This window comes from Limisphaera sp. VF-2 (genome assembly GCF_049537125.1).
GTDB lineage: Bacteria > Verrucomicrobiota > Verrucomicrobiia > Limisphaerales > Limisphaeraceae > Limisphaera.
This window is the reverse complement of the sequence record NZ_JBMVQY010000002.1, coordinates 179,101-191,263: the sequence shown is the minus strand read 5'-3', so window position 1 is coordinate 191,263 and position 12,163 is coordinate 179,101. Positions and strand designations below refer to the sequence as shown.

6 protein-coding genes are annotated in these 12,163 nt (G+C 64.2%); 3 read left to right on the top strand and 3 right to left on the bottom strand.

All coding sequences use genetic code 11. The annotated features are described in order from the left end of the window. Window positions 1–175: 175 nt before the first annotated feature. Both ACPDIT_RS08165 and ACPDIT_RS08160 read right to left on the bottom strand, forming a co-directional pair. A complete protein-coding gene (locus ACPDIT_RS08165) occupies window positions 176–934 on the bottom strand; it encodes a type II secretion system protein (protein ID WP_423442707.1) in 759 nt (252 codons plus the stop codon). Between the two features lie 602 nt (window positions 935–1,536). Then, complete coding sequence (locus ACPDIT_RS08160; RefSeq protein ID WP_423442706.1) at window positions 1,537–2,793, bottom strand: substrate-binding domain-containing protein; 1,257 nt, start codon at window positions 2,791–2,793, stop codon at window positions 1,537–1,539. Window positions 2,794–3,345: 552 nt separating this feature from the next. On the opposite strand from ACPDIT_RS08160, the gene ACPDIT_RS08155 reads away from it, so the two are divergent. The 3 genes from ACPDIT_RS08155 (at window position 3,346) to ACPDIT_RS08145 (ending at window position 8,983) form a co-directional block, all read left to right on the top strand. Beyond that, window positions 3,346–7,002 (top strand): InlB B-repeat-containing protein, encoded by a 3,657-nt coding sequence (locus ACPDIT_RS08155; protein ID WP_423443158.1) that lies wholly within the window; start codon window positions 3,346–3,348, stop codon window positions 7,000–7,002. Between the two features lie 198 nt (window positions 7,003–7,200). After that, window positions 7,201–8,136, top strand: a complete 936-nt coding sequence (locus tag ACPDIT_RS08150) for a DHH family phosphoesterase (RefSeq protein ID WP_423442705.1) — start codon at window positions 7,201–7,203, stop codon at window positions 8,134–8,136. 166 nt (window positions 8,137–8,302) lie between these two features. Beyond that, entirely contained in the window at window positions 8,303–8,983 is a 681-nt protein-coding gene (locus tag ACPDIT_RS08145; protein WP_423442704.1) for a hypothetical protein, read from the top strand. Between the two features lie 445 nt (window positions 8,984–9,428). Here the strand turns inward: ACPDIT_RS08145 and ACPDIT_RS08140 are convergent, their stop codons facing one another. Beyond that, entirely contained in the window at window positions 9,429–11,870 is a 2,442-nt protein-coding gene (locus tag ACPDIT_RS08140) for a sodium-translocating pyrophosphatase (protein WP_423442703.1), read from the bottom strand. Window positions 11,871–12,163: the final 293 nt, after the last annotated feature.

Sequence of the window (12,163 nt, the reverse complement as noted above, 5' to 3'; positions counted from 1 at the left end):
GGTGGTTTTGGGGTTTCAGGTTTCCTGACGGACGAATCGGAAAGGCAGAGCAGTGCGGAGGCAACCCGGAAAGGGGTGAGGCGTCGTATCGGTCCAATCCCGGCTCGCCCGGCCAGGGCAATGGCGGAAGCAACAGCCTGATGATGAACGGACTTCTCATGGCCCCGGGCAAGGGTTACCACCAGAAATAGGGGCCGGACAGAGTCCGGACACGCATCGGAGGGAATTTGCGCCACTCTCCGTGTCCGTCCAGCATCCCCACATTGCCACCGCTGGGGATCGGTCCGTTCAGGTGGGGAGAGCGGTGCGGCTTGCTCCATCCGCCCATGATGCGGGTGTAGTTGTTGATGCTGCGATTGGCCTCGTTGTTGCCGGTCGAGATGGTCGCACAGGCCAACAGGACGCGCTCCGAAGGCGACGGCGGCGGCAGCGTCAGACTGCCCACTGTGATGGGTTGTGGCGTGATCCGCTTGTTTACGTTCGTGGGATGAAGAATCGGCTGGCCGCTGAACCCGGTGCCATCGAAGGTAAATGCGTAGCCGACGACGCGAAAGCCCGTGCCTGCGGCATTCGTGGCAAATCCCCACAAGTCGTCACTGTTTTGATCGGGGAACCCGGGATCATACCAGACATCCCGAATGGCCCCTTCATTGCCCATGCGATCGGTTACCGCCTGGGGAATGTCCCAGAGCCAGTTGCCGTTGTTTTGCCAGCTGGGCAGCCGATCGTTGTTGTCATTGGCGTACATGAACAGGGCGTTGATCTGTTGCTTCACATTGTTGAGGCATTGAACGCGCTTGGCCCGCTCCTTGGCGCGGGACAACGCGGGCAGCAACATTCCCGCCAAGATGGCGATAATGGCAATCACCACCAGCAGCTCAATGAGGGTAAAGGCGTGATGACGCCGTCGGTAAGCACTGCGGACTTCAGGCATGGATCGGTCCCCTACTCGCATAACGGTCTGGTTGTTTGGCCGGCCGGCCGGAGCTCGGCCCACCAGCACACCAAAGCAAACTAAGGACTCTTAAGAATCGTGGCAACGCCATTTTGCGTAAAGATTTCGCCATTTTGCGAACGTGCGGATAGCCCCGGCCCGCGAGGCTCCGGTTCGAAGAGCAGCACAGTTCCCAAGACCGACAAGCACGAGAGGTTCGCGGTACAAAATGGCCAGCGCCGGAGCCGGGTGGCAACGGCAACCACGGCTGGCCCGGCGATCGCCTAGCGCTGACCCCGGTCCACCTCTCCTGCTCCCAGGGAGTGGCCGCGTGGCTGCCCTCCTGCATTGGAACCGCACCTTCGCCGGGCCGGCGAATGGCAGCCGGTTCGAGCGTTTGTTGAGCTCCGAAAGCACAGGGGAACGACCAACAGCAACCGGGCGGTCAGCCGGGTGCCAATTCTCCGAATAGTCGGAGGGCCTGGCGCTGCCCGCTTTCCAAAGACGGGAGTGGTCTGGGAAGCCGGGCGGGCCGCCTCGTTGGCGGAACCGCGGGTCAGCCGGCCGGGCCTGGATTCCAAAACGCGAGTTGCGGGGCCTCTTCAGGAAGGGCGCCCTCCATGGAGTTTTCTCCAGGCCAGCGGACTCATCCCTTTGGCGGCGCGGAAGTATCGGGCCACGTGCTGAACATCGGTAAACCCCAGCCGCTGCGCGATCTCCGCCACGGGCAGGTCGGTTTCCACCAGCATCCGGGCAATTTGGTCCGTGCGAACACGCCGAATCTCATGGAGGACCGACCGCCCCAACAAGCGCCGGAACCGTTTTTCCAATGCACGCCGGGAAATGCCAGCCGCCCGCGCCACGTCATCCACCAGAAAAGGCTCTCGAGCATGATCCCGAATGAACTGCAGGGCTCGCGCCAGAGCGGGGTCGTCCACAGCCAGGATGTCCGTGGAACGCCGCGGCACCACATGACTGGCGCGGACCAGGATCCGACCCGTCTCGCTCCGCCCTCTCCGCATCAACCGATCCAACACCTGCGCGGCCTCATAGCCGGCCTGCTCGAAGTTGATGTGCACACTGGACAACGGCGGATCACTCAGACCACAGACGACCTCGTCGTTGTCCGCGCCGATCACCGCCACATCGTCCGGCACCGACAGGCCCACCATCTTGCAGGCCGCCACCACCTCATGGCCCAGGTCGTCATTGCAGGCCATCAACGCGACAGGACGGGGAAGCGTCTGCAACCAGCGGGCGATCGCGGGACGCTGATCCTGCCACGGCGCTCCGGTCACCTCGGCCTGGACGCGAAAGACTGTGGCTTCAAATCCGGCCTGACCGATTCGGCGTTGGAAGGCCTCCCACCGGCTTTCCGACCAGGTACAGTCCTTGTACCCGCAAAAGGCGAAGTGTCGCATCCCGCAGGCCAGCAGATGCTCGGCGGCCAACTTCCCAATGACCTCGCCGTCGGTAACGACACTGATGACCCCCTCCATTTCGCCGTGCCGATGACAGACCACCACCGTCGGGAGGCCCCGGGCCAGAACCTGCTCCACTTGACCCGTGTCGCGCATGATCACCCCATCGGCGTCCAGCACCAGGGCCGAAGGCGAAGGATTCTCCAGCCCCCGGGCTTCCCAGTAGAAGGACCACGGCCCGTGGTGGTGCGCGTACCGGGCTATCCCACACAACAGGGCGCGTCCGGCGGCGCGGGAGGATTCGATCAGAAGTGCGACCCGCGGAATGCCGAGCGGGCGGGTTGGTTTGGCACGCGGACGCCGAACCTGCCGCGCCGAGGTATCGGGCCCGGGGTCGAGGATCTGGGATCCAGCCGGCTCTGGCGGTGCCGTGTTCATGGGACCAACCACGCTCTGTGCCTTACAATCCCCGGTTACGCCAGAACGTCAAGCTCCCTTTCACAAACAGGGGTTGGAACGGGAATGTCACCCCGCGGATCCGGACCCCGCCCTGGATCCTCAGGCCGCGCCGGAAACTGCGAGTCCATCAGGGCCCGGGCAAGCCGCGGGTCCCGGTTCGCCCGGACCCACGCGCCGTTGGGTAACCAGGGACCCTGCGGGGCCTGCCCACAGCGCATTGGAACAACTTTACATCCGGGCCTTGAAGTGCCCGACCGCCGCCGGACGAAACAGTCGCGCCCATTGGGAGAAGGCAGGCTCCCGGGCTCGGAGCATGGCCTCCGGCACACCCCGGTAACCTGACGAATCATGTGCCCCGCTGCATCCCGCCGGCGCGGAAAAAATCTCTCAAGTTCGACCGAGGTTGCGCCGATTCTCCCGTTGAGGGAAAGTCGCACCGTGGGCACAGGATCGAGGCGAAACCGTTTCAACCGCGGTTGGAAGAGTGGCGCGTTGGCACGGCGGGAGCGCGCGTTCAAGCGCTCCTCCTTGATGCGTCTCCTCCGGCCGGCCCTGTTGTGCCTTTGGCTCTCCGGTGCGGTTTCGCAGGCTCAACCCCAGCTTCCCGGAAGGGCCTCCAGCCCGGAGGTGTTCCGGCCGGGCGAATGGACCCGGTTGGAGGAGCTGCCTGCGGGTCGGCTCCGTAGCCAGCTCGATCTGCTGCCGCAGGTTGCTCGTGAACGCGCCCGGCAGTGGTTGCAGAGTTTCCAGTTTCCGGCCCACGACGTCGCCTCGCTGCACGCGGATCACGAAGGCGGCATCTACTACGCGTGCCGGTTCGAGCGGGTGCCACACGCGCACGCGGCCCTCGCAGCCACTGCAGAGCCGCAGCCCGGTGCGGCCGCTTTGCCGGTGTCGCCCTTTCCGGATTCGCTGAAGTTTCACAGCCGGCCCGGCGCACCCAACGTGATCTACCTGAATTTCGCCGGCGAAACGGTGACCAACACCCAGTGGAACACCGATCTCGGCCGTGCCGAAATCCCGGCGCTGCCGTTCAGCATGGACGGAGATTACGCCACTTACAGCGAGACCGAACAGGCTGTGATTCGTGCGGTCTGGCAGCGGGTGGCCGAGGACTACGCCCCGTTCGATGTGGACGTCACCACCGAGCGGCCTGCCACGCTCAACAATCGCACCGCCGTGGTCCTCATCACCCGGAACACGGATGCCAACGGGCTTCCCAACCCGGCCAGTGATTCGGGTGGGGTCAGTTACGTCAACGTGTTCGGCACCGTCTTCTACGCCAAGTATCGGCCCGCGTGGGTATACGCGAATAATCTGGGAAACGTGGAATCGTACATCGCGGAGGCCGCCTCGCACGAAGCGGGGCACAATCTGGGGCTCAGCCACGACGGCCGCACGGACGGCATCGAGTATTACGGCGGCCATGGGACCGGCGACACTTCCTGGGGGCCGATCATGGGCACCGGCTACAATCGCAACGTCTCCCAATGGTCCAAGGGCGAGTACTACCTCGCCAACAACACTCAAGACGACCTGGCCATCGTGGCGTCCAAGCTGAGCTACCGGGCCGACGATCATGGTTCATCGCCCGGCACGGCCACACCCCTGGTTCTCACTGGCGGCACCAACGTCGTGTCCACCACGCCCGAAACCGACCCGGCCAACACGAACCAGGTCAACAAGGGCATCATGGAGAAAACCGACGACGTGGATTGGTTCTCGTTTGTTACGGGCACCGGCCCCGTCGGGTTGACGGCGCGTCCCTGGGTCATGCCCAGTGGCACGCGCGGCGGGAATCTCGACCTTGGCCTGGAGCTGTACGACGCCACGGGCAATCTCTTGTTGACCAACAACCCCCCCGAAACCACCTCCGCCACCCTGTCCACGCAGTTGGCCGCGGGCCTGTATTTCGTGGCCGTCCGCAACAGCGGCGCGGGCAACCCCTTCAGCTCGACACCGACCGGTTACACCGCGTACGGCAGCCTGGGCCAGTATTTCTTCAGCGGCTGGGTGACCGATCCCCAGGGGGTCGCCATTCCCCCCGTGGCCGAGTTGAACACGACGAATCTGACCGAGACCGGACAATCGCAACACTTCCTCACAGTTACGTACTCCGACAACCTGGCCATTCAGGTGGCCACGATCGGAGACGGCGATCTCTGGGTCACCGGCCCCAACGGTTTCAGCCAAATTGCCCGGCTCGTCAGCCTCAATGATTTCACGGACGGCACGCCGCGCACCGCGGTCTATGCCGTGGCACCGCCCGAGGGGTCCGTCTGGTCCGCCGCACACAACGGGGTTTACGAGGTGTGGATGGCGGGACAACAAGTCGCCGACACCGAAGGTCAATGGGTGGTCCCCGGAAAACTGGGAGAGTTTCGCGTGGCCGTCCCGGTAGTGTACTACGAGGCGCGCATGGACGCGGACCCGGGCTGGTCGCTGGATCCCCTCTGGCAATTCGGAAAACCCGCCTATCCCAGCGGGGGCCCGAGCGCGGGAGCGACCGGCACGAACGTCGTCGGCTACAACCTCAACGGCACCTACGAGAACAACCTCGCCCCGCGCCATGCCACGACTCCCGCAATCAACACCCTGGGAAGCACAAGCCTGACGCTGCGGTTCCAACGATGGCTGCGCCTCCGCCGGGGCGACACCGCCACCATCGAGGTCTCCACCAATGGGCTCGACTGGCAGACGGTTTGGTCCACCACCAGCCAGGTGGCCGACAACTCGTGGCGTCGAGTCCAATATGATCTGCCGCCGGCTGTCGTCGGCAGTCCCACGTTGCGGATCCGGTGGGGGCTGGCTTCCAACCAGGCGCAAACCGATCTCGGCTGGCACCTGGACGACGTGGAGCTGCTCGGGCAGGGGGTCTTCGACAACGCGCCGCCAAGGCCCGCCCTCAGTGTCGCCAACATCACCCTCGCCGGTACCATTGCTCACTCCTGCAGTGTGCAGTTCACGGATGAGACCGCCGTCCGCCTGGGCTCACTCGACTCGGAAGATTTGCTCATAACGGGCCCGAACGGGTACCAGGCGTATGCCCAGTTCGTGGCTGCCGACGTGCCCATGGACGCCCCCCAGGTGACAGCCAGTTACACCATTCCGCCCCCCAACGGGGCGTGGGAATCGCAGCACAACGGCACCTACACGGTGACCCTGGTCGAGAGCGCCGTGGACGACGTGTGGGGCCACGCCACCCCTCAGACCGTGTTGGGCACATTCGAGGTCAACATCCCGGCTGCCGAACCCGGCATCCTCGCCGTTTGGCCCGATGCTGACTGGACCGTTTCGGGGCCGGTCGGAGGCCCCTTCGAGCCGGGAACGACGGTCTACATCCTCACCAATGCCGGCGGCTCCACCCTGCACTTCACCGTCAGCAGCAGCGCAGACTGGCTCACCGCAGATCCCGAAACGGGATCGTTGGCCCCCGGACAGGCGCAACCGATCCAACTCTCCCTCACCCCCACGGCCACCGAGTTGCCGGCCGGCACCCACACGGCAACGATCAGCTTTCTCAACGCCACCACCGGTCAGGGCAATGCCGCGCGGCTGGCCATTCTCGAGGTCCTCAGCAATCGTGTATTCCGCTTGACGGTGACCGCGCAGCCGCCCGAGTGGGGAACCGTCGAGCCCGCCGAGGGCGAATTTGCTGAAGGCGCACTGGTGGAGATCCGCGCGCTGCCGGGGCCGTGGTTTGACTTCGTCACCTGGACCGGGTCCGTGGTCCGAACCGAGAACCCTCTGAGCCTTGTTTTGACCCAGGACATCTCGCTGACGGCAGTTTTCGTGGAACGGCTGACCACCAACCATCCGACCCCACTTTGGTGGCTGGCCAGCTACGGCTACACGAACGATTTCGAAGCCGCCGTGGACTCGGTGGGTGCCAACGGACTTCCGCTTTGGCAGTCCTACATTGCCGGCCTGAACCCCTTGGATCCGGAGAGCCGATTCCAGTTGGACATTGTCCCCCTGCAGCCCGGCACGTCAGTGATCCTTCGCTGGCATCCGCAGCCGGGACGGTTGTACACGCTTTGGGAAGCAGCGGACCCCTCGGAAGAGTTTACCCCGGTTCCCGGAGCGGTGGATTTGACCGAGTCCGTGGCTTCATGGACCAACTCTTGGGATTCCGTTCCCGGCCCGCGTTACTTCCGTCTCAGTGTCCGGCGTGCCTCGGCGCCGTGACCTTTTGCTAACGCGGACCCGGGACTCCGGAGACCCAAAATGCCCCCGAAGTGCCCGGCGTGAATTCACCAGGCGAGCCTTGCGCAATCTTGTGTCGGCCATCCCCAAGTCCCACGCCGGCTCGAGCCTGTCAACGGCCGCTGTCGCCGACGCCACTCCGGGCTGGCCATTCGGTCTCCTCTACTCTACGTTGCCGCCATGGCGCCTTTGCCCAAGCCCGATGTGATTCTCACCCATGAGAGCGACCTGGATGGTTTGATCTCGGGTGTGCTTCTGCAGCGCCTGGCCGAAGCGGAGTTCGGCGTTCGCCCCCGTCTGGAAGCCTGGAACTATCACGGTCTGCGCCAACGTCCCCTGCACGAACCGTCGGCCTGGGTGGCCGACCTGGCCCTGGACCCGCGCATGGACCGGCCCAACTGGGTCATCATCGATCACCACGCATTCGACACACCGCCCAGAAACGCCGTGCTGATCCACGATCCCCACAAGTCCGCCGGCCGCCTTTGCTACGAGCTCTGCCAGGCTGCGGGATTGGGATCGCCCGAACTCGATCGCCTTGTGCATCTCAGCGATGTGGCCGATTTGTTCCGCGACGACGACCCCGACTTCGTCGTCGCCACCGACTATGCCAACCTGGTCAAGATCTACGGCTTCTGGAACCTGCTCACCCTTGTCGAGGGCCAAATCGAGCGGCTCCTGAACCATCCCCTGCTGGAGGTCATGGCCGTCAAACGTCAGGTGGAAAACCCCATCGGCCTGGCCTGGAGCCGTTCCAACGTCATTGAAATCACGCCCACGGTGGGGCTGGTCGAGACGGTGGTGGGCAATCCGAACCTGATCGTGCACGCGCTGCTGGACGATCCGGCCATCCGGTATTCCGTGCTCATGACGGCGGTGCGCCGGGGGAACGGATCGCTGGCAGTGAGTCTGCGCAGTCGGCACGGCGAAGCCCTGGCGGTGGCCGAACGACTCCAGGGCGGTGGTCATCCCAATGCCGCCGCGGCCACCCTGCCCCGCTCCGTGCGCACCACCGAAGACGCCGTTCAATACCTGCGCCAGGTGCTGAACCCCCGACCCGAACCCGCGCTGAACCGATTGAACGATCTGTTCGCAGGCGTCGAACCGCCCGCATGATTCCAGGTGCCTGGTTCCGCCCGGCTGTATGGGTCCGAACCTGCCTACGAAGCCGGTGCTTGCAAAGCCCGCAGGCCGGAGGTCGGCTCTCCGAAATTGGATGGATTTCCGGACCCGCGGGAAGCGGGATTTGACACCCCGGCCCGGCTATGTGTATTCGGAGCCCATGAGACATCCAGGATGCCGGCCCGCGGCGCTCGTGTTGCTCGCCGTTTGCCTGATCGCTGCCGCACTCCGAGCAGGCACGGACGAAACGGTCACCATCCCCCGCGCACGGTATGAGGAGCTTCTGCGCAAAGAAGAGGAATTGGCGCGATTGCGGGCGAAGCTGACCCCTGACATCCCCGACCGCCCGAGTGCCACAACCGGCGCCACGCGCGCGCTACTCCCCGGTGCAGGTGCCAGCGGCGAGGCGGCGAAGTCCTCGCCTCCCCCGGGTGCCGCCAACCTGCCGCCCCTTCCCGAAGACGGCCGCATCTCCGCTCCTCTGCTGGCCGAATATTTCCTGCGCGATCCCGCCACTGCTGCTGCCCGCCTGCAGAACCGAAACCTGCAAGTCATCGGGCGTGTGGTCGGTTTTGAAAAGCCATGGCTGACCCGGAATTACCAGGTGTTGCTCGAGACCGATCAACCCGCCGTCCGCGTTCGTGCCGTCGTGGAGCCGCCCCAGGGAATCCGGGGCGCCTACGTGGCCCAGGGAGGCACGGTGCTCATGGTCGCGGATGCATCCGGTCAGCGTCGCCCGCTGTTGCGCCTCGGGGACACGGCGACGGTGGAGGGACGCGTCAAGGGTCTCCGGGGCAATGTGGTGGAGATGAGCGGCTGCCGACTTCTCCCGCGTCCCTGAACGCAACGCGAGTCACGGCGCCCGGCCCCCGTACGCGCACACAAGTTCGCCTCACCGTGGAGCCGCAACCTTCTGCATCCGCCGCACTGGTTGGTTGGGGTCGGGAGGGGTTCCCTCCCGGCCATCGGCCCGACGGCAACAGGTAGGGATCCGACCCTTCCCCCGTTGTTGCAGCCAGCAACGCCTCCCCCGGAATCGAGGTCAAACTCCGGAGAGGCCGGCTGCACACCCCGAATCAGCCTCTGAGAAGTCCTCACCAACGAACTGGGCCCTTGAAGGAAGCTCGCGCCCGTGACCGGAAATGATTGGAAACGCAGAGCCACCCGGAAGTGCCCAAAACCCGTGCCCGGTTACATCGCCCAAGAGTCATCCGAAAAAGCGACCGGCCGGGCCCTTCGACCCGGCCGGGTTCAAGACTCGGGCAGCCGGAACCTGAAGGCTCTGCCTACTTCTCCTCCGGGATGCGCATGCCGTAGAACGACCGGTACACGAAGGTGAGCGCGATCAGGAGCAGAACCACCGCAATGCCGGTCTTGAGGCCGGTCTGACCCTGTTTCTGCATGGCCACCGCAATTTCCACCGCCAACAGCCCGAACAGCGTGGTGAACTTGATGATGGGGTTCATCGAGACGGAGCTGGTGTCCTTGAACGGATCTCCCACCGTGTCACCCACGACGGTCGCGGCATGCAGATCCGTGCCCTTCTGCCGCAGGTCCACTTCCACGATCTTCTTGGCGTTGTCCCACGCCCCACCCGCATTGGCCATGAAGATCGCCTGGAACAGCCCGAAGAACGCGATCGAGATCAGGTATCCGATGAAGAAGTAGGCGTTGAAGAAGGCCAGTGCGAGGGACAGGCAGAAAATGGCCACGAAAATGTTGATCATGCCCTTTTGCGCGTACACGGTGCAGATCCGGACCACTTCCTTGCTGTCCTCGATGGAGGCGGCCTTGGCCGTGAGGTCGAGGTTCTCCTTGATGTACACCACGGCGCGGTAGGCGCCGGTGACCACCGCCTGGGTCGAAGCGCCGGTAAACCAGTAGATCACCGCCCCGCCCATCAGGAAGCCGAGAACGATCTCCGGCTGCACCAGCGACAGCTTGCTGATGACGTCGCCGAACTCCTTGTCCAGCAGAAGGATGATCCCAAAGATCATCGTCGTCGCCCCCACCACGGCCGTACCGATCAACACCGGCTTGGCCGTGGCCTTGAACGTGTTGCCGGCCCCGTCGTTCTTCTCCAGGTTGTGCTTGGCCGCCTTGAAGTCGGGCTTGAAACCGAACTTGCTCTGGATGTCCTGTTCCACGTTGGGGACCGACTCGATCTGGCTCAATTCATAGACCGATTGCGCGTTGTCCGACACCGGACCAAAGCTGTCCACGGCAATGGTCACCGGGCCCATTCCGAGGAACCCGAAGGCGACCAGGCCGAACGCGAAAATCGGCGCGGCAAATCCGACCCCTTCCGGCATGATGGCTTGCAAGGCTTCGTGCCCGGCCATCACGGCTGCAATCAACATCAGGAACAGCATCAGCAGTCCCTCCCAGAAAGCCGAGAAATTCCCGGCCACGAACCCGGAGAGGATGTTCAGCGACGAGCCACCCTGTCGGGACGCGGTGACAATTTCCTGCGTGTGCCGGGCGTTGGTGCTGGTGAAGACCTTGGTGAATTCGGGGATCAGGGCGCCCGCGGCCGTGCCGCAGGAGATGATGATGGACAACACCCACCACAGATCCGGCTGCGGCCGCCCGTGGACATCCTTGAAATCGCCCAGCATCAAATAACTCACCACGAACGTGAGCACCATGGAAATGCCCGAAGTCAGCCACACCAGCCAGGTGAGCGGTTTTTCCGGGTGGAAGTCGCGGGCCGTACCGTACTTGGCGCCGAAAATGGCCTGGTTGACCCCGTAGGCGACCAGCGAGGTCACGATCATCATGATCCGCATCACGAAGATCCACGTGATCAGCTTGGCGCAAATGGCCCCGGTGAGTCCCTCCGCCCCCAGGGTCAACGCCAGGAACGAAATCAGCGCCACCCCGGTCACCCCGTACGTCTCGAACCCGTCCGCTGTCGGGCCCACCGAATCGCCCGCGTTGTCCCCGGTGCAGTCCGCAATCACCCCGGGGTTCTTCGGGTCATCCTCCGGCAGCTTGAAGACGATCTTCATCAGGTCCGACCCGATGTCGGCGATCTTGGTGAAGATGCCGCCGCAAATGCGCAGGGCCGAGGCACCCAGCGACTCGCCGATGGCGAACCCGATAAAGCACGGACCGGTCAGCTCCGGCGGCAGGAAGATCAGGATGCAGATCATGAAGAAGAGCTCCACGCTGATCAGCAACAAACCCACGCTCATGCCCGAGCGCATCGGAATCGCCAGCGGCGGCCACGGCAACCCGCGCAACGCCGCAAAGGCCGACCGGCTGTTGGCCTGTGTGTTGATGCGCATGCCGAACCAGGCCACTCCGTAACTGCCCAAAATGCCGAGGACCGACGACAGCAGAATCACCACCACGCTGCCGGCCGGCATGTGACGCAGCGAACCGAAGTAATAAATGATGCAAATCCCGATCAGCGCCCACAGCAGGGCGAGGAACTTGCCCTGCTGGATCAGGTAACTCTTGCACGTCTCCCAGATCAACGTGGAGACATTCCGCATGGCCTCGTGCACGGGCAGGGCCTTCGTCTGCAGGTATTGCACCAGCCCGAACAGAGCCCCGACGGCGCAGACCCCGATGCCCAACAACATCAGCGCATACCCACTGGCATCGCCCAGGCCGGGGAAATGGACCTCACGCAAACTGGGCAGCCGCAGTTCCGCTTCGCTGGCCCATGCGGAAAGCAAACCGCCCCCGAACAGCATCAGAACTGTTGTCAGCGCGCGCATAGAATGTTGCCTTTGCATAAACAAGAACGTGCCTGCAGAGTGCCGACCCGGGCGGGGCAGGCCAACACTTTTTTTGCGCCTCTGCCAACCATTCTTGGCGTGGTCACCGTTTTTCCCCGGCCCCGGGGTGCCGGCCGGGATCGCGCTTTTCCAGAGCACCAGGGCGGCGTTCTCCCCAATCGGGATTCGGGAGGAGGAGGCTCTCTGGCGCCCGTTTCCAGTGGGACGAACGAGGTCTCCAGGCCTCCGGAGTGCCATCGCACCCCGAACACGGGTGGGGCGGGCTTGTCCCC

What these genes read in the sequence shown, in the direction of transcription:
- ACPDIT_RS08165 (WP_423442707.1), bottom strand. Translation starts at nt 934, where the DNA reads ATGCCTGAAGTCCGCAGTGCTTACCGACGGCGTCATCACGCCTTTACC.
- ACPDIT_RS08160 (WP_423442706.1), bottom strand. Translation starts at nt 2,793, where the DNA reads ATGAACACGGCACCGCCAGAGCCGGCTGGATCCCAGATCCTCGACCCC.
- ACPDIT_RS08155 (WP_423443158.1), top strand. Translation starts at nt 3,346, where the DNA reads ATGCGTCTCCTCCGGCCGGCCCTGTTGTGCCTTTGGCTCTCCGGTGCG.
- ACPDIT_RS08150 (WP_423442705.1), top strand. Translation starts at nt 7,201, where the DNA reads ATGGCGCCTTTGCCCAAGCCCGATGTGATTCTCACCCATGAGAGCGAC.
- ACPDIT_RS08145 (WP_423442704.1), top strand. Translation starts at nt 8,303, where the DNA reads ATGAGACATCCAGGATGCCGGCCCGCGGCGCTCGTGTTGCTCGCCGTT.
- ACPDIT_RS08140 (WP_423442703.1), bottom strand. Translation starts at nt 11,870, where the DNA reads ATGCGCGCGCTGACAACAGTTCTGATGCTGTTCGGGGGCGGTTTGCTT.